The following is a 20,614-nucleotide window of genomic DNA, read 5'->3' on the forward strand; positions in this document are numbered from 1 at the left end:
CGCTGTTAGTTTTTCGGCGCCAGGGTCACCCGGGGGTCGCCCTCGTCACTCCAGGACTCGCCAATACACCGGCGGACCGGGTTAAAGTGACGCCCTTATGGGCGCGGAAATATCGGACGGAACCACAGGCTCCGCTCCTCCGCTCCTTCGTCTGTACCTTTTCGACGGATTCCGGGTGGATCGGGACAGCGGTCCTCCGCTCGCCGAACGGTGGCCCCGCCCCAGCGCCCGCGCCCTGGTCAAACTGCTCGCCGTCTCCCCTGGCCACAGCCTCCACCGCGAGCAGGCCATGGACATCTGCTGGCCGGACGCCGACCCGCACTCCGCCACCGGCAGTCTGCGGGTCGCCCTGCACGCCGCCCGGCGGGCCATGGAACCCGAACTCGCGCCACGCGCCGCCTCCTCGTACCTCCTGGGCGACGGCGCGCTGCTGCGGCTGGATCCACGGACGGTGTGGATCGACGCCGACCACGCCGAATCCCTGGCCGGGAGCGCGCTCGGCGACGGCGGGTCGAAGGCGCTGGCCTCGGCGCTCGCCGCTTTCGCGGGCGAGCTGCTCCCCGAGGACCGGTATGCGGTCTGGGCCGAGGCCCGGCGCGAACGGCTCAGGTCCTTGCGCGAGCGGGTGCTCCTGGGGCTGGCCGAGGCGCATCTGTCGGAAGGCGCACCGGAGGAGGCGGCCGCCGCCGCCGAGCAGGTCCTGGTGACCAGCCCCGCCGAGGAGCAGGCGCACCAGGTGCTCATCGACGCCTATGCCCGCCAGGGGCTGCGCCGCAAGGCGGTGCGCCAGTACCACCTGTGCCGGGAGGCGCTGGACGCGGAGCTCGGCGTACGGCCAGGACCCGAGACCGAGCAGTTGCACCAGTCGGCACTGTCGGCGTCGGCGCCCGTGCCCCGGCCTTCCGCACCGGTGCTTCCTGCCGCGATACGCAACCCGGCGCCCGCTCCCCTGCGCGGCCGCGACGACCTTCTGCGCGCCCTGCTCTCCCCCGACACACCGCCGGTCCACCTCCTCACCGGGGAGGCCGGCCTCGGCAAGACCCGGCTCGTCGGCGAGGCGGCACGGCGCGCCGCGGCCGAGGGGACGGCGGTGCTGTGGGGCGCCGGTCACGACGCCGAGGGGCACACTCCGTACGGCGCCTTCGCCGAGGCCCTGGACGGCTGGCTGGCCGACCGGCCGGCCGCCGAACGCGCCAGGGCGGGCGCGGAATACCCCGAGCTCGCCTCCCTGCTCCCCTCGCTGGGGCAGGTCCGCAGCCTCGCCGACCGCAGCCCCGAGGAGGAGCGCGACCGGCTCTTCCGGGCGACGGCGGGTCTCCTGGGCGAACTGGCCGCCGTACGCCCGGTCCTGGTGGTCCTGGACGATCTGCACGCCGCGGACGCCGGTTCCTTCCAGTTGCTGAGCCACCTGGCCCGCCGCGCGGCCGACTCCGGTGCGCCCTGGCGCTTCGCGGTCACCTGCCGGGAGGAGGAGCTGGCGGAGACCGATCCGCGCAGGACGGGGCTGGCCGCCCTGGTGCGCCAGGGGCTCGCCCGGCGCGTGGCACTGACCCGTCTCGACCGGGACGCCTGTCTTGCCGTGGCCGCCGATGTCGGCACCGCCACCGACCGGGTCTGGGAACTCTCGCTGGGCAATCCGCTGTTCGCGGTCGAGCTGGCCCGCTCCTCCGGCGCGTCGACCGCCCCCGACACCGTGCGCCAGCTGGTCGCCGAACGGCTGGGCCGCATCGCCCCTGCGGCACGCCGGATGGTCGAGGCCCTGTCGGCCTCCGGCGGAGAGACCTCGCTCTCCGAGGTCCTCGACGTGGCCGGGCGCGGGCTGCGGCTCTCGGGCGCGGAGGCGGCCGACGCCCTGGACGCCGCCATTGGCGCCTCGCTGGTCGTCGAGCGGCAGGTCGTGGTCGCCGGACGGCCGGAGGCCGGGCTCGCCTTCCGCCATCCGATCGTCCGGCTGACCTGTTACGAGCAGCTGAGCACCGTCCGCCGCAGACAGCTCCACTCCGCCTTCGCCGAGGCCGTGCTGCGCCACCGGCCCGACGCCGTGGACGCACTCGCCTCGCACTTCGCCCGCGCCGACGACCCGCGGGCAGCCGAGTATCTGCGCCGGGCCGCCGAGCGCGCGGCGGCCCTGTACGCCAACGACACCGCCGACCGCTACTACCGCGACCTGGTCGCCCGCCTCGACGTCGACGCCGCCCGCGCCCGGCTCGCGCACAGCCATGTGCTGCGCCGTATGGGCCACTTCGCGGAGGCCGCCGAGGCGCTGCGGGAGGCCCTCGCCGAGTTCGGACGACGCGGTGAGCACGACGACGAGGTGCTGGCCGCAGCGCATCTCGCCGAGACCCTGGTCAAGGCCAGGACTCCGCGGGCGGGCATGGAAATCCTGCGCAGCTACCCACCGGGCCCCGGGACCGCCGCCGAACCCGCCGCCACACACCACACGTCCCGTTCGGTGGTCTACTTCGTGCAAGGCCGGTACGAGGAGGGGTACACCGCCGCCGGACAGGCACTGGACTCGGCGCGGGGCGTGGCAGGTCCGGCCGGACAGCATCTTGCGGCGAGGGCGCTCGCGATACAGGCCAGCAACCTCGGTCTGGCCGGGCGGCTCGCAGAGGCGCGGGCGGCCGCCGACCGGGCACTGGCCCCGGCCGAGGCGTACGGCGACCCGACCCTTCTCACCAGCGTGCTGTCGATCCTGCGCGAGAACGCCCGCCGGGGCGGCAGGCTGCGCGAGGCGATCTCCACCGGGCAGCGCGCCCTGGAACTGGCCGAGCGCTCCGGCGACCCCACCGCGAAAGCCTTCGAGCGAGCCAATCTGGCCGAACTCCATCTGCTCTGCGAGGAGTTCGACGAGGCGCTGACCCACGCCGAGGAGGCGGTACGGGGCGCGGAGTCGAACGGTGAGTGGTGTCTGGCGTACGCGCTGGCGGCCCTGGCCCGGGTACGGATGCGTACGGGCGGCGAGGCCGAGGCCGCCGAGCTCCTGGAGCGCGCCGAGAAGGCCGCCACCGACCGCAACGACCGCCAGGCCCATCACGAGGCGCGTACCGCCCGCATCGAACTCGCCCTGCGCGAAGGGCAGTCAGCGGAAGCGCTGAGGCTGCTCGGCGGCATGGACGCGGCCCAGTCGCCGCTCCTGACCGCGTGGGCGCACGCGGCCGCGGGGCGCCACGAGGAGTCCGGGCGGATCGCGGCCGCCGAGGCCGAACGGGCCGCGCGGACCGGGGAGCGCATCACCGAGACCGAGGTACGGGCGGTGCACGCACTGGCCCTGTCCCGGCTGGGGAGAGCGGCGGAGTCGGCTGCCGCCCTCGCCCTCGCCGAGGACCTGGCCCGCACGCTCCCCTACCCGGCGGGACTGCGCCGCGTCTGCGAAGTGCGCGCGCTGCTCTGAGCGTCCGGGCTCAGATCTCGAACCCGGGCAGCTCCGCTGGAGTGGGACAGATCCGTCGCCCGTAGTGGTCGAAGACGTAGAGATGGGCGAGATCGACGAGCAGCGGCACCTGCGCACCGGTGCGCAGCCGCAGATCGGGCCCGGTGCGTACGACCAGATCCCCGGAGGACAGCGCGGGCCGGTCCGGGGTGGCGCCCGGGGCCTCCGGCTCGTCCAGGACCACCACGGGTCCCATGCCGGTGCGCTCTCGCAGCCGCGACAGCACACCGACACCCTGCAGTTGGCGGCGGCGCGGGGCGGGCTGGGGGCGCGGCGACTCCAGGTCCGGTACGAGGGCGGGCTGCGAGCCGGTGTTGAGGTGGACCAGCGCCTCGTGGCCCTGGAACTCCACATGCTCGACGATGCCGCTGATGGCCACCTCGCCGGCGCGGGCCTGGCTCGGCGGTGCGATCCGTACGGCCTCCGAGCGCAGGCCCACGATGAGCCTGCGGCCCTGCTGGATCCGGAGCAACTGGTGGTCGGCGCTGAGCGGTTCGGGCAGGGCGAGGCGCTGGCGGCCGAGGTCGATCGACATCCGGCCCTCCAGCGGGGCATGGACGACGGCCTGCAGGAGATTGATCCGCGGGGTGCCGATAAAGGCGGCGACGAAGACGTTCTCGGGCAGTCCGTAGGCCTCGCGGGGGCGGCTGATCTGCTGCAGGACCCCGCCGCGCATCACGGCCACCCGGTCGCCGAGCGACATCGCCTCGGACTGGTCGTGGGTGACGTAGATCGTGGTCACCCCCAACTCCCGGGTGAGCTGGGCTATTTCGGCGCGGAGGTGGTTGCGGAGCTTGGCGTCGAGGTTGGAGAGCGGTTCGTCCATCAGGAAGACCGAGGGGCGCCGCGAGATGGCCCGCCCCATGGCGACGCGCTGACGTTCGCCGCCGGAGAGCTGGCCGGGGTAGCGGTCGAGCAGGTCGGCGATGCCGAGGAGGCGGGCGGTGGCCTCGACGCGGGGCGAGGGGTCCTCGCCCGGCGCCTCGAAGCGGAGCGGGAAGCCGATATTGTCGCGGCTGGTCATGCTCGGGTAGAGCGCGAAGTTCTGGAAGACCATCGCCATGCCGCGTCCGCCGGGCGGCAGATGGTTGGAGTACTCGCCGTCCAGCTGGAGTTCGCCCTCGGTGATCTCCTCCAGACCGGCGATCATGCGCAGCACTGTGGACTTGCCGCAGCCCGAAGGTCCCAGGAGGACCAGGAACTCCCCCGGTTCGACGTCGAGGGAGAGGCGGTCGACGGCGGGAGCGCCCCGGCCGTACCGCTTGGTCACGTTCTGCAGAGAGATGGCGCGCGACATGATGGTTCCACCCGTGGGAATCGAGCGACGGCACCGGCCTGAAGTGGCGGCTGCGCCGCAAGTTAGCGGGTTACCGGCGGGTCGGGAATGGCCTGAACCGGCCTTTTCCGTACGGGGACCTGACGCGCCCCCGCCCGCCCATGGCCGTCGCGCAGCCCCAACACCCCCGCGATCAGCAGCAGTCCGCCGAGCATGACGAACGGGGCCGCCGCTCCCGCCGTCCCGGCGACGAGTCCGGCCGATGCCGGCGCCGCCACCTGTCCCAGCCGGTTGCCGGTCAGCCGCAGGGCCAGCGCGGTGGAGCGGGCGTCGTCGGGGGCGGCCTGGACGACCGTGGTCATGGAGAGCGGCTGGCCGACCCCGAGACAGAATCCGAGCAGAGCCAGCATGACGCCAAGTCCCCACACCGGGACGGGAAGTGCGATGCCGGTGCAGAGCAGGGCGGCCAGCAGACAGGTGGCCGTGATCAGTACGGTGCGGCCGAGCAGCCGCAGCAGCGGGGTCATCACCAGACGGCACGCGATGGTCGCGGCGGCCCGCACGCTCAGCAGCACACCGATCGTGGCCGGTGCGATCCCCCGGTGTTCGCCGACGACCGGGAGGTAGGCGGTCAGGATGTCGGTCGCGGACAGCACGGCGAGGCTGATGAAGATCCCCGCGGGCACTCCCCGGGTACGGAGGATCCGGGCGACGGGGACCTTGGAGGCCTGCGGGCGGCGGGAGTCCGGCCCCTTGCGGTGCTCGATCCGCCACAGGGAGGTGAGGGAGAAGGCCGCGACGGCCGCCGAGACGAGCAGCGCGGTGGCGCTCGTACGCCCCATGGCTCCGTCGTGTTCGGAGATGACGAGGCCGGCGGCGACCGGTCCGATCAGCTGGCCGAGCGAGGCGCCGATGGTGAAGTGCCCGAAGTTGCGGTCCTGTTCATGCGGTGCGGACTGCCGGGCCACGATCGACTGGGCGCCGATCACGAAGCAGAGGTGGCCCAGGCCCATCACCCCGCTCCACGCGGCGATCGCACCGAGCGAGTCCGCCCGGCCGCTGAGCGCACATCCGACGGCGATCAGCGCGACTCCGGCGGGCAGGAGGGGCGCGCACCTTCCGTGGTCCGTACGGCGCCCCAGCGGTACGGCGGCGAAGAGCGGCAGCAGCGCGTACACCCCCGCGATCACACCGATCGCGCGCTCGTCCGCACCCAGCGCCAGGGCCCGGTAGGACACGGCGGGCCGCGCCATCGACACCGCCGCCTGCGCGAAGCCGAAGGCGATGACGAGGCGCAGCAACCAGGCCCGGGAGAGCATCAGATGATGCCGAAGAGGATGCCGGAGACGAGGACGAGGAGCGAGACGAGCACGGCCCACTTCACGGTGAAGCGGGTGTGGTCACCGAACTCGACCTTGGCCATGCCGACCAGGACGTACACGGCCGGGACCAGCGGGCTCGACATGTGCAGCGCCTGGCCGACGAGCGAGGCACGGGCGATCTCCAGCGAGGAGACGCCGTGCGCGGCGCCGGCCTCGGCGAGGACGGGGACGACGCCGAAGTAGAAGCCGTCGTTGGACATGAAGTAGGTGAGCGGGATGGAGAGCAGGCCGGTGACCAGGCCCATCTGTGAGCCCATGGAGTCGGGGATCGCGCCGACCAGCCAGTCCGCCATGTGCTTGACCATGCCGGTGCCGGTGAGCACCCCGGTGAAGACTGCTGCGGCGAAGACCATGCCCGCCACGTTGAGCACGTTCTCGGCGTGGGCGCCGAGGCGGGCCTTCTGGTCGGGCATGTGGGGGAAGTTGACGGTCAGGGCGAGGGCCGCGCCGAGCAGGAAGAGCACCGGGATCGGCAGCCACTCCATGATCATGGCGGTGAGCAGTGTGACGGTGAGCGCGGCGTTGAACCAGTAGAGCCTGGGGCGCAGGGTGGGGCGGTCGGGGTCCAGCCCCTGGAAGCCCTCGTCGTCGCCGTCGTCCCCCGCGGATGTGGTGCCCGTACCGGCACTTCCCGCACCCGGCTTCGTCACCGAACCGCCGCCGACCAGGACGGTCTCCGGCTCCACCACCAGCGCCTCGTCCAGGGTGAGCACGCCCAGGCGCTTGCGCTCGCGGCGGCCGAGTACGTACGAGAGGACGACGACGCCCAGCAGGCCGACGGCGAGCGCCGGGATCATCGGCACGAAGATGTCGGAGGCGTCGACCTTGAGCGCGGTCGCCGCTCGGGCCGTCGGGCCGCCCCAGGGAAGGGTGTTCATCACGCCGTTGGCCATGGCGGCCACACCGGTCATCACGACCAGGCTCATCTTGAGGCGCTTGTAGAGCGGATACATCGCCGAGACGGTGATCATGAAGGTGGTGGAGCCGTCGCCGTCGAGGGAGACGATCGCCGCGAGGAGCGCCGTACCGACGACGATGCGCAGCGGATCCGCCTTGCAGAAGCGCAGGATCGCCCGGACGATCGGGTCGAAGAGGCCGACGTCGATCATCACGCCGAAGTAGACGATCGCGAACATCAGCATCGCGGCGGTGGGCGCCAGGCTCCCGACCCCCTCGATGACGTAGTCGCCGAGGTGCGCGCCCTTTCCTACGAAGACGCAGAAGAGGGCGGGGATCAGAACGAGCGCCGCGATCGGCGACATCTTCTTCAGCATGATCAGGACCAGGAAGGTCGCGATCATGGCGAAGCCGAGGATGGTCAGCATGGGGGCTACCTAACGTTCACCGTTGAACTCCCACCGGGGCGGCGGTCCGGATGACGTTAGGGCGCGTCCAGAAGCGTTAACAAGATGTTGACGCGTGAGCAATACGAGCAAAACACCAGGTCACAGCGGTGTCACGAGAGCGGGCTCACCTCGACGGGGAAGCCGTTGAGCACGGAGGTGCCCGACAGCGGATCGAGGAGCGAGCCGTCGAGCAGCTGGTTGACGTTGACTCCGGGGCGTGCGGCGGCGACCGCGGACCTGGTCCCCGGGCGGTCGTGGCCCCAGCCGTGCGGGAGGCTCACGACTCCCGTGCGTACGGCGTCGGTCACCTCCACCGGGACCTCCAGCGCCCCTCCTTCTCCCTTGATACGGGCGGGAACTCCGTCGGCGAGGCCCAGACGTGCGGCGTCATCGGGGTGGACCTGGAGGGTGCAGGTGTTGGAGCCGCCGTTCAGGGCCGGGACGTTGTGCATCCAGCTGTTGTTGGAGCGCAGATGGCGGCGGCCGACCAGGACCAGCGAGGAGGCGGGCCGTCCGGCAAGGGCGCCGCGCAGGCGCGGCAGATCGGCGGCGATGGGCGCCGGGAACAGCTCGATGCGGCCGCTGCGGGTCTTGAGGATCTGCGGGATGCGGGGCTGCAGCGGACCGAGGTCGATGCCGTGCGGGTGGTCGATGAGCTGGTCGAGGGTGAGGTCGTAGGGGCCCAGGCGCAACATCAGGTCGAGGCGCCGCTCGGGTCCGGTGCGGCCGGTGAGCTGCGCGGCCAGCTCCTTGGGCGCTCCGGCCTTGGCGAGGGTCTGTTCGATGACCATCGTGTCGACGGAGTCCGGGTCGGCGCCGTGCATCCCGCTGACCGCGAGGACGAGCCGGGCCAGGATCTCGCTCTCGTCCATGCGGCCGGCTTCGAGGGGGACGGCGGGGCGGGAGTAGCGGACCTGGTTGCGTACGGCGAAGGTGTTGAACGCGAAGTCGAAGTGGGCGCTCTGCGAGGGCGGCGGCGGGGGCAGGACGACGTCCGCGTGGCGCGAGGTCTCGTTGAGATACGGGTCGACGCTGACCATGAGGTCGAGTCCGGCCAGCGCCCGGTCGAGGCGGTCGCCGTCCGGGGCGGACAGGACGGGGTTGGCGGCGATGGAGATCAGGGCGCGGATCTGGCCCTCGCCCGGCATCTCGATCTCTTCGGCGAGGGCGGCGGTGGGGAGTTCGCCCTTGGCTTCGGGGTGGCCGCTCACCCGGCTCTTCCAGCGGCCGAGCGCGAAGCCGCGTCCTGGGCCTGCGGGGCGGGGGGCACGGTCGGTGGCGGAGAGCGGGAAGAGTGCGCCGCCGGGACGGTCGAGGTTGCCGGTGAGGATGTTCAGTACGTCGACCAGCCAGTTGGTGAGGGTGCCGTACCGGACGGTGGAACTGCCGACGCGCCCATAGACGGCTGCCGTCGGTGCGGCGGCGAGTTCGCGGGCCAGCGAGCGGATGTCGTCGGCGGTGAGGTCGCAGGCGTCCGCGACGGCTTCGGGAGTGAACTCGCTTACGGCGTCGCGGACTTCCTCGACGCCCTCGACCTGGCCTTCGAGTGCGCCCAGGTCGGTGAGCTTCTCGTCGAAGAGGGTGTGGGCGATCGCGGCGAGCAGCAGGGCGTCCGTGCCGGGGCGGATCGCCAGGTGCCGGTCGGCGGTCCTGGCCGTACGGGTGCGGCGCGGGTCGACGACGGTGAGTGTGCCGCCGCGCTTGCGCAGCGCCTTCAGCCGGCCTGGGAAGTCGCCCGCCGTGCAGAGACTGCCGTTGGAATCGAGGGGGTTGGCGCCGAGCATCAGGAGGTGGTCGGTGCGGTCCAGGTCGGGGACCGGGATGGCGAGGGCGTCGCCGAAGAGCAGCCCGCTGGAGACGTGCTTGGGCATCTGGTCGAGGGTGCTCGCGGTGAAGAGACTGCGGGTGCCCAGTGCGGCGAGGAGGACCGGCGGGTAGAGGGCGCCGGCCATGGTGTGGACGTTCGGGTTGCCGAGGACGACGCCGACCGCGTTCGGTCCGTACGTCTCGATCAGCGGCCTGATCCGGGCGGCGATCAGGTCGAACGCCTCGTCCCAGCTCGCCTCCTGTAGCTCGCCGTCCCTGCGGACCAGCGGGGTGCGCAGCCGGTCGGGGTCGGCGTCGAGCTCGGGGAAGGAGGCGCCCTTGGGGCAGATGAAGCCCTGGCTGAAGATGTCGTCGCGGTCGCCGCGGGCTCCGGTGACGCGGGTGCCCTCGATGGTGAGGGTGAGTCCGCAGGTGGCTTCGCAGAGCGGGCAGATGCGCAGGGCGGTACGAGACATCGTTTCTCCCGGGGCGGCGGCGTGACGCGCAGTCGGCCCCGAGCATACCGACCGGTATGCTCGTCGGCGAGAGTCAGTCGAGAGTCTTTGCCAGATACGCGCGCAGCAGGACCCGCACCTCCGCCACCAAGCCCGGGTCGCCCTCGGGGCGCGTACGGAAAGCGAGTTGGAGCACGGCGTCGGCGGCCTCGACCGCGACCAGGAACGTACGGTGCAGCGCCTCGTCGGCGGCGCGGCCCAGATGCGAGGCGAGCAGGGTCGTGAGCCGGTCCGCCACCAGGGGGTTCCCCTCGTTCGGCGTGCCCTGGGAGGCGAACTCGACCAGCGCGAATCCGGGGACGGTCCGCTTCATCTCCAGATACTCGTCCAGTACGGCATCGATCGCCGCACGCCAGTCGGCGGCGGGAAGTCCGCCGAGACGGGCGGTGACCCGCTCCGCGTACACGTCCAGATTGCGCCGGGCGAGGGCGTCGGCCATGGCGCGCTTGTTGCCGAAGAAGCGGTAGACGGAGCCGATGGGCACCCCGGCGCGGGCGGCGACGGCACGGGTGGAGAGCTGCTCGTACCCCGTCTCGTCGAGCAGTACGGCACAGGCTTCCAGTATCCGGTCGAGCCGCTCGGCGCTGCGCTGCTGCACGGGGGCACGGCGGAGGCTGTTCTCGTGATCGTCAGGCACAGCCCCCATCATGCACCGCGGCCCGGGCCCTCCCGTTGACGGGCCGCATCCGTAATCCTACTGTTGAGCATAGGATTACGGATGCGGCGAGTGGGAGCGGACCATGAACGGCAGCGAGCAGGCGCGGAAGACCGCGGAGTCCCTCACGTACTCCTCGGGCTTCGGCAACGAACACAGCTCGGAGGCCGTCCCCGGCGCCCTGCCGCACGGCCGCAACTCCCCGCAGCGCGCCCCGCTCGGCCTGTACGCGGAGCAGCTCAGCGGAAGCGCCTTCACGGAGCCGCGGGCAAGCAACCGGCGCTCTTGGCTGTACCGGATCCGCCCCTCGGCCGCGCATCCCCCCTTCGTACGGACCGACAACGGAACGCTGCGCACGGCCCCCTTCACCGAGTCGGTCCCCGACCCCAACCGGCTCCGCTGGAACCCGCTCCCCGAACCCGCGCCGGGCACCGACTTCCTGGCCGGGCTGTGGACGCTGGGCGGCAACGGCGACGCAACACAGCGCACTGGCATGGCCGTTCACCTCTACCACGCCAATGTCGCCATGGCCGGCCGCGTGTTCAGCGACGCCGACGGCGAGCTGCTGATCGTCCCCGAGCACGGCGGCCTGCTGATCCGCACCGAGTTCGGGCTGCTGCACGCGGAGCCCGGCCACATCGCGCTGATCCCGCGCGGCGTCCGCTTCCGCGTCGAGCTCCTGGACGCGAGCGCCCGCGGATACGTCTGCGAGAACTACGGGCAGCCCTTCGAGCTCCCCGAGCTCGGCCCGATCGGCGCCAACGGACTGGCGAACGCACGGGACTTCCTGACTCCCACCGCTGCGTACGAGGACGTCGAAGGCCCCGTCGAAGTGGTCAACAAGTACTGCGGAAACCTCTGGACCGCGACCTACGACCACTCCCCGCTGGACGTCGTCGCCTGGCACGGCAATCACGTTCCGTACGTCTACGACCTGCACCGCTTCAACGTGATGGGCACCATCAGCTACGACCACCCCGACCCGTCGGTCTTCACGGTCCTCACCTCCCCGTCCGACACCCCCGGTCTGGCGGGCGTCGACTTCGTGGTCTTCGCGCCGCGCTGGCTGGTCGGCGAGGACACGTTCAGGCCGCCGTACTTCCACCGCAACGTGATGAGCGAGTACATGGGCCTCATCGACGGCGCCTACGACGCGAAGGCCGACGGCTTCGTACCCGGCGGCGGCTCGCTCCACAACATGATGTCCGCGCACGGCCCCGACCGTGAGACCTTCGAGCGCGCGAGCGCCGCCGAGCTGAAGCCGCAGAAGATCGACGACGGTCTGGCCTTCATGTTCGAGACGCGCTGGCCGGTGACGGCCACCTCGCAGGCGGCGAACGCCTCCCACCTGCAGCCGGGGTACGACGATGTGTGGCAGGGTCTCCCACGTCATTTCGGGTCGTAGCCGCTGGGAGGGGAGAGGCCTGTGTCCTCATTTGCGCCCGACTCGTTGGTCCTCAACCGCAAACTGCCGCTCTGGTACCAGGTGTCGCAGTCGCTGCGCGCCTCGATACTGGGCCGCCGCCCCGACGACCCGCTCCGGCTGCCCACCGAGGAGCAGCTGGCCGCGCACTACGGCGTGAGCGTGCTCACCATGCGCCAGGCGCTCAAGGAGCTGGAGGAGGAGCGGCTGATCAGCAGGCACCGGCGGCGCGGCACCTTCATCGAACCCGGAGCGCGCCGCAGCGCCCCGCGCCGGCTGCTCGGCTCGATCGACGCGATCGTGGCGCAGCAGTCGGGCGAGCTGACGACGATCCTGGACCATGGGCTCGGCCCGGTCCCCGGCGAGATCGCCGACCACTTCCCCGGCCTCGACGAGGTCGTCACGTACAAGCGGCTGCGCTGCGACGGCGAGAGCGGCGAGCCCACCAACTGGGCGGAGAACGCGCTGCGTCCGGAGCTGGCCGCCGCGCTCGACCTCGCCGATCTGGAGCGCTGGCCGATGACCAAGGTGCTGCGGGACATGGTGGGCGTGAAGATCAGCCGGGTCACCGACACCGTGGAGGCCCGGCTCGCCGACCCGGTGACGGCCGAGCTGCTCAACGTCCCGCTGCTGTCGCCGATCCTGCACTACACCGGGGTGACGTACGACGAGGACGGCCTGGTGGCGGACGTGGCCCGCATCCGCTACCGCGGCGACCGCTTCTCCTTCTCCGTCACGGTGGAAGCCCCCTGACGCCCCCCGGCTTCCGTCAGTAGCATGATTCGGTGACCGATGACGCGCCCCTGCTCGACGAGCTGATGCCCTGGTCGGTGACGCCCCTGCGGCTGGGGCGCGGCTGGGTGGTGGCGCCCGATGCGCGGGTGCTCAGGGCGCGGTGGGGTGCGCTGATGGCCGCGACGGGACCGGAGCGCGAGCGGCTCTTCGGGCCCACCCGGTCGCGTACGACGGCGAGTTCGGTGGCCGCGCTGCCGGGCCGGTCCACGGGTACGGGCCGCCTCGCCCGCGAGTCGGGCCCCTGTCCCGCGCCGGTCCGGGTCGCGTACGGCCCCTACGACGAGCAGTGGCTGATACCGGACCACCGGCTGATCGACTCCGCCCGCCCCGAGCTGTGGCGGGTGGCCGACGCCCGGCAGCTCTTCCTGGTGGACGACTTCACCGTCACCGGGCTGCTGCCGGCCGGATCCCCCGGCCGCATCAGGCCGCTGTACCGGCGGCCGGGCGGGCGGGAGCCGAATCTGGCGCCGGGTCTGCTGCCGCTGCTGAGCGCGCGGTACGGCCATGAGGTGGCCCCCGAGGATGTGCTGGCCTGGTGCCTGGCGTCGGGTACGGCGACGGTTGCCCTGCCCGCGGATCCCGGTCCCTGGGCCGAAGGCGTGCGGTGGGGCCGGGAGATGCTCCGCATCCAGCTGCGCGGCGCACACGGCGGCGGGCGGCCCCGGCTGCCGGGCGGGCGGCGCCCCTATGTGCGCGCTCCGCTCCCCGCCCGTCCCGCCGAAGTCGGCTACGACGCCGAGGAGGAGTCGCTCCTGGTCGGCGAGGGCCGCATCTCGCCCGTACCGCCCGAGGCGTGGGACTTCCATGTCGGCGACATCCGGATGCTGGAGCTCTGGTTCCACCGCCGTACGACGGTGGCCGACCTGCCCGACTGGCCGCAGGAGTGGACGTCGGAGCTCCTGGAGCTGATCACCGTACTGACCCTCATCGCCGAACTGAACGCTTCCCGACCGGAGTTGAAGGGGCCACAGCTGACACGCGCCGAGCTGAGGGCAGCGGGAGTGCTGCCGGCGCCCGCGTCCGCCCGTCGCCCCGCGTCGGTGCTCGACCATCACGAGGAGGGCCCCGAGGGCCAGTTCGCGCTCCTGTGAGCGGGCGGCACGGGACAGCTGGGGGAAGCTGGAGGGTGGAGGAGGCGAAGAACTCCTCGACGGGGGTGGTTCCCACTCCGGGCGAGCACACCGACACACTGTTGAGCGCCCTGGGGCCGGCTCACCTGGGTGGGCACTAGGGCAGCGAACAGCGTTGCGCCGGGACGGTGTGATCGCCTGAGCGTCTGCTACCGACGAATGCGAAAGGTCAGCCGCGGCTGCCGAACAGCGTGCGGCGCAGCCGCCGCAGCGGCGCGAAGAGCTTGACCCGCGCTCCCTTGGCAGTGCGCGAGTGCGCGACATCACGCGAGGTGAGCTCACGCATCAGCAGCGTCGCCTCCGCCGTCTCGCGCTGCGGGACGGCAGGGCCGCCGAGCACCGAGAGATGGCGGTCGAGGCGCGAGCTGGTCGCGTTGCTCCCGCACGTGATCGCAGGCACTCGCGGCCTGCTGCGCACCGTTATCTGTTCCATGTCACTCCCCACCCGTTCGAGGGCACCCGGCCCGGGCAGGGTAACCCTATCGCCCCCTCGAGACACTCGTGTATCCCGGGCACAGGATTCACCTCACCGGTATCCGGTTGACACGGGCCTTGTACCCAAAGTGGCTTCGACAACCCCGAGTTGAGCTAACTTTGAGTGATTTCCTTGGGGGAATGGGGGCTCACCCGTGACCGAAGTACCGGACGACCAACGGGTGGTGGCAGGCCGCTACCGACTACTGGGCCAACTGGGCCAAGGCGGTATGGGCGTCGTCTGGCGCGCCCGCGACGAGGTCCTGGGCCGTGAGGTCGCGGTCAAGGAGGTGCGCGCGCCCGGCGGTCTGCCCTCCGGCGACGTGCGCAGGCTCTACGACCGCCTGGAACGCGAGGCCTGGGCCGCGGCCCGGATCACCCATCGCAATGTGGTGACGGTGTACGACGTGGCCGCACACGACGGCCGCCCGTGGATCGTGATGGAGCTGGTGCGCGGGCTCTCGCTCTCCGACGTACTGGACGCGGACGGGCCGCTCGCGCCGCAGCGCGCCGCGCACGTCGGGGCGGAGGTCCTCGCCGCTCTGCAGAGTGCGCACGCGGCGGGCGTCCTGCACCGCGACGTGAAGCCGGGCAACGTGCTGATCGGCAATGACGGGCGGGTGGTGCTGACCGACTTCGGCATCGCCATGGTCGAGGGCACCTCGGCGCTCACGATGACGGGCGAACTCATCGGCTCCCCCGACTACCTGGCCCCCGAGCGGGCGCTGGGGCAGGCGGCGGGGCCCGCGTCCGACCTCTGGGCTCTGGGCGTGCTGCTGTACGTGTCGGTGGAGGGAAGCCCGCCGTTCCGCCAGGACACCCCGCTCTCCACGCTCCGTGCGGTGGTCGACGAAGAGCTGCCGCCCCCGCACCGGGCGGGCGCGCTGGCACCGGTGATCGAAGGGTTGCTGCGCAAGAGTCCGGCTGACCGGATCGGCGGGGCGCAGGCGGCGCAGATGCTGCGTCTGGTCGCCGCGGGCGGTACGACGGCGGCGCCGACGGTGGCCGCCGCGGGGCCGTTCGGCCCGACGATGACGTCGAACACTCCCCCGCCGTACCGGCCCGCGCCGATCCCGCCCCGTCCGACGGCCGCGTATCCCGCCGCGGCTTCCACGGGTCCGACCACGCCGATGACGCAGGCACGGTCACGCCGGGCCGGGCTGGTGCTGACGGCAGGAATCGCCGTACTGCTGCTGGCCGGTGGCGGGATCGCCTGGTCCCTGCTGCACGACAAGGGCGGTGACTCGAACAACGACAGACCCTCGTCCGCGGGCGGACCCTCGGCCTCGTCGCCCTCGGCCGGAAGCACCACCCCGTCACAGAGCAGCGAGCCCACGGCGAGCAGCGGCGCGAGCACCCCGGCCGGCGGCGGAGGGGGCCCCACGAAGAGTCACCAGCCCGCTCAGTCGGTCAAGGTGTATCTGCAGACGGTGCGCGGGAGTTACAAGGGGACCTGCCCGCCGCCCGACGGCCGAGCTCCGGCCTTCACGGCGGTCTTCACCGTCGGCCGTGCGCCGGTCACGGTGGAGTACCGCTGGCTGCTCGCCAACGGGCGGAGCTCGGATCCCGACTGGAAGACCCTGGACTTCCCCGCAGGCGGCTCCACGACCCAGCAGGTCAACCACACGGAGCTGGCCTACCAGGCGAACGCGGCGTACGAGGACCAGATCAGGCTGGAGGTCCGCAGTCCGAAACAGGTGACGTCCAACCCGGTGCACTTCTCGGTGACGTGCGAGGAGGAGACCCCGACGGGCGGGGCCTCCTCCCCGGACGGAAGCGTCAGTCCGTCGAGTTGAGCACGGGCAGGTAGCCGCCCGACTGCCCTGCGGCGGTCGGGTGGTAGGAGATGCCGATGTCGAGCCAGTTGAGGCTGTGCAGCCAGGAGTTCGACGAGCAGATCTCATGGCCGGTGAAGGTCCCGGTGACGCTGCCGAAGGAGAAGCCGTGGTCGGCCGCCCGCTTCGCGGTCGCCGCGTTGAGGTAGTCGGCCGCGCCGTTGATGGCGGCGCGCTTGGTGTCGCTCAGACCGGCGACGCAGCTGCCGCCGATCTTGTAGAAGCGCGGATATCCGAGGACGGCGACGTGCGCCGCGGGGGCCTTGGCGCTGATCGCCGAGTACACCTGGTCGAGCTTGCCCGGGAGGGTCGTGTCGACGTAACCGCGGGCCGTGGCGACCCGGTTGAGGCAGGTGGCGTCCGATGAGGTCACACAGGTGGTCATGACGTCCGAGAAGCCGGCGTCGTTGCCGCCGATGGTGATCGAGACGAGGTCGGTCGAGGAGTTGAGGGAGCCGAGCTGGCCGGAGAGAACATCACCCGTACGAGCGCCCGAGCAAGCGGCGAACGCGAACGTGGAGGGTGAATGGGCGGCGGCCCAGAGGGCCGGGTAGGCCACGGTGGAGCGCTTGCAGGAACCGCTGGCACTGTCGTAGCTGCCGGCGCCGACACCCGAGGAGTACGAGTCCCCGAGCGCCACATAGTCGGTGGAGTCGGCCTGTTGGGCGGCGTGTGCCGTGCCCGCCCCGGTGAGGGCGAAGACGACGGCGAGGACGAGCGAGGAGACGTATGCCGCGATTCGGGACAGTTTCATGGAACCTCCCTTAGCAGGATCTCTGCCTCATCTGTCGTACCAGGCCCCACCAGATCCCGGAAGTGTTCATGTCAATAACTTCATGACTTGCTCAACCTTCCGACGCTTAACACCCTTGTGATGAAACGGAGTTGCACGCACGGGAGCGCTGTGACCCACGAGGCGGCCCACACCTCCGGGGTGACTGTGCGTATCGGCTGCATCCTTGACGGCAACCGGCGGACTGCGCCACATTGAATCCCGGCATCCGACGCTTCGGGGGGAATCGTCGCCTATGCAGACCCTTGGTAGTAGATCAAGTGAATCGTTGCCCGCGCTCGCGGGTGCGGCACTGGCCGTCTCGGCGGTCGGCGCCGTCCTGGCGCTCGCCGATCTGGCCTCTCCGCTGCGTGCGCCCTTTGCGCTCTTCTTCCTTCTGACGGCTCCCGCCGCCGCACTCTCCACGAATCTGCGCGGACTGGAACCATTCGGACGCCTGGTGGCGTCTTCAGGAGGGGCAGTCGCACTGAATCTGCTCATCGCGGAAACCATGCTGGCCGCGCACATGTGGTCGGTCCGGGGCGGAGTCGCGGCCGTGGCCGTGATCAGTTCGCTCCTCTTCCTGCCGGCTCTGGTACGGCGCAAAAAAGGAACAGTGAACTCCGTAAGCGACCGTGAAAGTACGGTCCAAATCACAAAAAGGTGAGGCTGCGTTCCAGGTCTTGCCATACAGTCCCAATTGTCAATACCGTCGTACATCCACCCGCATCGGTCCATCATGCAAAGCGGCTCTAGGGGAGGGCTCAAGCGTCGCGATGGAAGCCGGTGAGGGAGCGCGGTAGGGGGGTGCCGTACTCGGTGACCGAAGTACTGCCGAGATACGGGCCGCGCAAGCAGTAATGCCAGCTCACCCAGCATGCACGGAGCGCTTTTTCGTCATGCCCGGGGGGAAACCCCCCTTTCGAACCGGACATTCATCCGGACCGCCCGGGGGCGGGCGGTCCACCGGTGGAGAGGGAAAAGAACCATGAGTTCATTTCTGCGCCCGGCAGTTCCGGGACAAGATCCGTTATCCACGCCGTCGGCGAACGGAAATTCGATCGAGACCGCGGTAGTTCGAATACCCGCACAGTACAAGCCGGTCTCCTCGCACCTGGCCATTGCGCCTCTGGTGAGCGTCGTGATTCCCGCCATGAATGAGGCGGAGAATCTTCCCTACGTCTTCAAGTCACTTCCCGACTGGATCCACGAAGTGGTCCTGGTCGACGGCAACTCCACGGACGACACCGTCAGAGTCGCCCGCGAACTATGGCCCGACGTGGTGGTCGTCAAACAGGTCGGCAAGGGCAAGGGGGACGCACTCACCAGCGGATTCGCCGCCTGCTCCGGCGAGATCATCGTGATGGTCGATGCCGACGGCTCGGCGGACGGCCAGGAGATCGTCAGCTACGTCTCGGCGCTCGTCGGCGGCGCGGACTTCGCCAAGGGCTCGCGCTTCGCCAACGGCGGCGGCACGGACGACATGACGCCGATCCGCAAGCTCGGCAACTGGGCGCTCTGCACCATCGTCAACCGCAAGTTCGGCGCCCGCTACACCGACCTCTGCTACGGCTACAACGCCTTCTGGAAGCACGTCCTGGACGACGTCGTCCTGGACTGCACCGGCTTCGAGATCGAGACCCTCTTCAACATCCGGGTGGTCAAGGCCGGGCTGCGCGTACAGGAGGTGCCGAGCTACGAGTACAACCGCATCCACGGCGTCTCCAACCTCAGCGCCGTGCGCGACGGCATCCGCGTGCTGAAGGTGATCCTCTCGGAGAAGGCGAGCCGTCGCCCGAAGAGCCGCCCGCAGGCGATCGGTCTCAACTCCGGGCGGGGAGAGGTGTCTTGAGCACGAAGAACATCTCCGTGGTGATCTGCGTGTACACCGAGGACCGCTGGGAGGACATCCTGGCGGCCGTCGAATCGGTGGCACACCAGTCGCTGCCGGCTGCCGAGACGCTGCTGGTCGTGGACCACAATCCGGCGCTCCTGGTCAGACTCGGCCAGGAGTACAAGGAGCATGCGGGAGAGGGAGAGGTGCGGGTGCTCGCCAACGCGGGCCCCCGTGGCCTCTCCGCGGGCCGCAACACCGGCATCGCCGCCGCCCGCGGCGGAATCATCGCCTTCCTCGACGACGACGCGGTGGCCGAGCGCGACTGGCTGCTGTACTTCGCGGCGGGGTACGACGATCCGCGGGTGATGGCCGTCGGGGGAAGGACCGTGCCGGCCTGGGCATCAGGGCGCAGGCCGGCCTGGTTCCCCGAGGAGTTCGACTGGGTCGTGGGGTGTACGTACCGAGGACTGCCCCCGGGCAAGGTGCGGGTGCGCAACGTCCTCGGCGGGAACGCCTCCTTCCGCAGGGAGGCCTTCGACGCCGCGGGCGGTTTCGCCACCGGCATCGGCCGGGACGGCGACAAGCGGCCGCTGGGCTGCGAGGAGACCGAACTCTGCATCCGGCTCGCCAGGGCGCTGCCCGACGCGGTCCTCCTGATCGACGACCGCGCGGTCATCCACCACAAGGTGCCGCACGCACGGATGCGGTTCGGGTACTTCAGGACCCGGGCCTATGCGGAGGGTCTCTCCAAGGCGCTCGTCGCGCGAAGTGTCGGCGCGGACAAGGGACTTGAGTCCGAGCGCCGCTACACCACCCGGGTCCTGCCGGGCGGAGTGGTGCGCGGGCTGCGCGACTTCACGCTCGGACGCCCGGGGGGCGCGGGCCGGGCGGGCGCCATCGTGACGGGGGTCGCGGTGGCCGCGGGCGGTTACGTCCTGGGGTCGCTGCGCGCCCGCCGGGGTGCCGCCGTCTTCCAGGTCGCGCCGATCGCCGGCGCGCCCGGGTCCGCGGCGGCCGAGGAGGACGCGGCGCGGGAGGAGGCCGCGTGAGCGGGCCCGTCCCGATCCTGATGTACCACGCGGTCGGTCACCGCCCGGCCAAGGCGGTGCACGGGCTCTCGGTCTCCCCCGAGGCGTTCGGCGAGCAGCTCGACCTGCTCGCCGAACGCGGCTTCACCCCGCTCACCACGGCGGAGCTGGCCGCGGCCTGGCGCTCGGGGGGAGCGCTCCCCCAGCGCCCGGTCCTCATCACCTTCGACGACGGCTACGAAGGCGTGCACCGCCACGCCCTTCCCGCTCTCGCCGAACACGGCTTCGCCTCCACGCTGTTCGTCTCGACCGGTTGGCTGCGCGGACCGTACGAGAGCGGCGGCGCCCTGGACACCATGCTCGACTGGGACCAGGTGCGCGACCTCGCCGCGGCAGGAACGGAGATCGGCGGGCACACCCACAGCCATCCGCAGATGGACCAGCTCAGCGGCGAGCAGGTGTGGTTCGAGACGCTGCGCTGCCGGCAGCTGATCACCGACGAACTCGGCACGGAGCCCGCTTCGTTCGCTTACCCGTACGGCTACTCCAGCCGCGGCGTGCGCCGCACGGTCCGCGAGGCGGGCTTCGCCCAGGCCCTCGCCGTGGGCAACTCGCTCGCCGTGCGCGGGCAGGGACCGTACGCCCTGGAGCGGGTCACCGTACGGCGCAGCACCGGTATCGAGGAGTTCGAGCGGCTGGTCGAAGGCCGCTCGATCGCCCGCAACTTCGCCAGGGACCGTGCCCTGACCAAGGGGTACGCCCTGGTCCGCAGAGCCACGTCGGCCAGCCGGAAGGTCACCAGGAGTCGTGTCTGACACGCGAGCCACCCAGGTAGAGGCCCCTCCCCAGCCACCTCAGGCGGAGGTGAAGGAGAAACGCGGCGGGCTCCCGCTCTTCCGCAACGCCT

At 71.2% G+C, this 20,614-nt stretch carries 16 protein-coding genes; 9 read left to right on the forward strand and 7 right to left on the reverse strand.

Annotated elements, in window-relative coordinates; genetic code table 11:
• Nucleotides 1–175: 175 nt before the first annotated feature.
• Complete coding sequence (locus tag AB0H78_RS16340; protein ID WP_363235047.1) at nucleotides 176–3,394, forward strand: AAA family ATPase; 3,219 nt, start codon at nucleotides 176–178, stop codon at nucleotides 3,392–3,394.
• Nucleotides 3,395–3,404: 10 nt separating this feature from the next.
• Here AB0H78_RS16340 and AB0H78_RS16345 read toward each other — a convergent pair whose 3' ends face one another.
• The 5 genes from AB0H78_RS16345 to AB0H78_RS16365 all read right to left on the reverse strand — a co-directional run bounded on the left by AB0H78_RS16345 (nucleotide 3,405) and on the right by AB0H78_RS16365 (nucleotide 10,404).
• Nucleotides 3,405–4,730, reverse strand: coding sequence for an ABC transporter ATP-binding protein (locus AB0H78_RS16345; RefSeq protein ID WP_363235048.1), 1,326 nt, complete (start codon nucleotides 4,728–4,730; stop codon nucleotides 3,405–3,407).
• A gap of 62 nt (nucleotides 4,731–4,792) precedes the next feature.
• The gene (locus AB0H78_RS16350; RefSeq protein ID WP_363235049.1) at nucleotides 4,793–6,028 is read right to left on the reverse strand and encodes an MFS transporter; all 1,236 of its coding nucleotides are present in this window, start codon (nucleotides 6,026–6,028) and stop codon (nucleotides 4,793–4,795) included.
• Nucleotides 6,028–7,416, reverse strand: coding sequence for a citrate:proton symporter (locus AB0H78_RS16355; RefSeq protein WP_363235050.1), 1,389 nt, complete (start codon nucleotides 7,414–7,416; stop codon nucleotides 6,028–6,030). Before AB0H78_RS16355 ends, AB0H78_RS16350 begins: the two co-directional genes overlap by 1 nt.
• A 131-nt stretch (nucleotides 7,417–7,547) precedes the next feature.
• Complete coding sequence (locus tag AB0H78_RS16360) at nucleotides 7,548–9,719, reverse strand: molybdopterin oxidoreductase family protein (RefSeq protein ID WP_363235051.1); 2,172 nt, start codon at nucleotides 9,717–9,719, stop codon at nucleotides 7,548–7,550.
• Nucleotides 9,720–9,792: 73 nt separating this feature from the next.
• A complete protein-coding gene (locus AB0H78_RS16365) occupies nucleotides 9,793–10,404 on the reverse strand; it encodes a TetR/AcrR family transcriptional regulator (protein WP_363235157.1) in 612 nt (203 codons plus the stop codon).
• Between the two features lie 94 nt (nucleotides 10,405–10,498).
• Between AB0H78_RS16365 and hmgA the strand changes: the two genes are divergently transcribed.
• The 3 genes from hmgA to AB0H78_RS16380 all read left to right on the forward strand — a co-directional run bounded on the left by hmgA (nucleotide 10,499) and on the right by AB0H78_RS16380 (nucleotide 13,722).
• The gene (gene hmgA, locus AB0H78_RS16370) at nucleotides 10,499–11,818 is read left to right on the forward strand and encodes a homogentisate 1,2-dioxygenase (RefSeq protein WP_363235052.1); all 1,320 of its coding nucleotides are present in this window, start codon (nucleotides 10,499–10,501) and stop codon (nucleotides 11,816–11,818) included.
• Nucleotides 11,819–11,839: 21 nt separating this feature from the next.
• Nucleotides 11,840–12,589, forward strand: coding sequence for a GntR family transcriptional regulator (locus AB0H78_RS16375; protein ID WP_363235053.1), 750 nt, complete (start codon nucleotides 11,840–11,842; stop codon nucleotides 12,587–12,589).
• 65 nt (nucleotides 12,590–12,654) lie between these two features.
• Entirely contained in the window at nucleotides 12,655–13,722 is a 1,068-nt protein-coding gene (locus AB0H78_RS16380) for a type ISP restriction/modification enzyme (RefSeq protein ID WP_363235158.1), read from the forward strand.
• Nucleotides 13,723–13,930: 208 nt separating this feature from the next.
• Here the strand turns inward: AB0H78_RS16380 and AB0H78_RS16385 are convergent, their stop codons facing one another.
• Nucleotides 13,931–14,194, reverse strand: a complete 264-nt coding sequence (locus AB0H78_RS16385) for a hypothetical protein (protein WP_363235054.1) — start codon at nucleotides 14,192–14,194, stop codon at nucleotides 13,931–13,933.
• A 196-nt stretch (nucleotides 14,195–14,390) separates the two neighbouring features.
• Here AB0H78_RS16385 and AB0H78_RS16390 point away from each other — a divergent pair, with 196 nt between their 5' ends.
• Nucleotides 14,391–16,031: a serine/threonine-protein kinase gene (locus tag AB0H78_RS16390; protein WP_363235055.1), complete on the forward strand. Its 1,641-nt coding sequence runs from the start codon at nucleotides 14,391–14,393 to the stop codon at nucleotides 16,029–16,031.
• Here the strand turns inward: AB0H78_RS16390 and AB0H78_RS16395 are convergent.
• The gene (locus AB0H78_RS16395) at nucleotides 16,015–16,824 is read right to left on the reverse strand and encodes an SGNH/GDSL hydrolase family protein (protein ID WP_363235056.1); all 810 of its coding nucleotides are present in this window, start codon (nucleotides 16,822–16,824) and stop codon (nucleotides 16,015–16,017) included. The two genes, AB0H78_RS16390 and AB0H78_RS16395, sit on opposite strands and share 17 nt — an antisense overlap.
• Nucleotides 16,825–17,098: 274 nt before the next feature.
• Here AB0H78_RS16395 and AB0H78_RS16400 point away from each other — a divergent pair, with 274 nt between their 5' ends.
• The 4 genes from AB0H78_RS16400 (at nucleotide 17,099) to AB0H78_RS16415 (ending at nucleotide 20,522) form a co-directional block, all read left to right on the forward strand.
• Entirely contained in the window at nucleotides 17,099–17,509 is a 411-nt protein-coding gene (locus AB0H78_RS16400; RefSeq protein ID WP_363235057.1) for a hypothetical protein, read from the forward strand.
• 321 nt (nucleotides 17,510–17,830) lie between these two features.
• Entirely contained in the window at nucleotides 17,831–18,694 is an 864-nt protein-coding gene (locus tag AB0H78_RS16405; protein ID WP_363235058.1) for a glycosyltransferase family 2 protein, read from the forward strand.
• Complete coding sequence (locus AB0H78_RS16410; RefSeq protein WP_363235059.1) at nucleotides 18,691–19,728, forward strand: glycosyltransferase family 2 protein; 1,038 nt, start codon at nucleotides 18,691–18,693, stop codon at nucleotides 19,726–19,728. Before AB0H78_RS16405 ends, AB0H78_RS16410 begins: the two co-directional genes overlap by 4 nt.
• A gap of 20 nt (nucleotides 19,729–19,748) precedes the next feature.
• Nucleotides 19,749–20,522 (forward strand): polysaccharide deacetylase family protein, encoded by a 774-nt coding sequence (locus AB0H78_RS16415; RefSeq protein WP_363235159.1) that lies wholly within the window; start codon nucleotides 19,749–19,751, stop codon nucleotides 20,520–20,522.
• The last annotated feature ends 92 nt before the right edge of the window (nucleotides 20,523–20,614 follow it).

The sequence above is a fragment of the Streptomyces sp. NPDC050738 genome, assembly GCF_040654175.1.
GTDB lineage: Bacteria > Actinomycetota > Actinomycetes > Streptomycetales > Streptomycetaceae > Streptomyces.

Bases quoted from the DNA above. Each gene is read 5' to 3' on its own strand.
- AB0H78_RS16395 (WP_363235056.1), bottom strand. From the start codon at position 16,824: ATGAAACTGTCCCGAATCGCGGCATACGTCTCCTCGCTCGTCCTCGCC.
- hmgA (WP_363235052.1), top strand. From the start codon at position 10,499: ATGAACGGCAGCGAGCAGGCGCGGAAGACCGCGGAGTCCCTCACGTAC.
- AB0H78_RS16405 (WP_363235058.1), top strand. From the start codon at position 17,831: ATGAGTTCATTTCTGCGCCCGGCAGTTCCGGGACAAGATCCGTTATCC.
- AB0H78_RS16345 (WP_363235048.1), bottom strand. From the start codon at position 4,730: ATGTCGCGCGCCATCTCTCTGCAGAACGTGACCAAGCGGTACGGCCGG.
- AB0H78_RS16380 (WP_363235158.1), top strand. From the start codon at position 12,655: ATGCCCTGGTCGGTGACGCCCCTGCGGCTGGGGCGCGGCTGGGTGGTG.
- AB0H78_RS16355 (WP_363235050.1), bottom strand. From the start codon at position 7,416: ATGCTGACCATCCTCGGCTTCGCCATGATCGCGACCTTCCTGGTCCTG.
- AB0H78_RS16350 (WP_363235049.1), bottom strand. From the start codon at position 6,028: ATGCTCTCCCGGGCCTGGTTGCTGCGCCTCGTCATCGCCTTCGGCTTC.
- AB0H78_RS16400 (WP_363235057.1), top strand. From the start codon at position 17,099: ATGCAGACCCTTGGTAGTAGATCAAGTGAATCGTTGCCCGCGCTCGCG.
- AB0H78_RS16385 (WP_363235054.1), bottom strand. From the start codon at position 14,194: ATGGAACAGATAACGGTGCGCAGCAGGCCGCGAGTGCCTGCGATCACG.
- AB0H78_RS16360 (WP_363235051.1), bottom strand. From the start codon at position 9,719: ATGTCTCGTACCGCCCTGCGCATCTGCCCGCTCTGCGAAGCCACCTGC.
- AB0H78_RS16365 (WP_363235157.1), bottom strand. From the start codon at position 10,404: ATGGGGGCTGTGCCTGACGATCACGAGAACAGCCTCCGCCGTGCCCCC.
- AB0H78_RS16415 (WP_363235159.1), top strand. From the start codon at position 19,749: ATGTACCACGCGGTCGGTCACCGCCCGGCCAAGGCGGTGCACGGGCTC.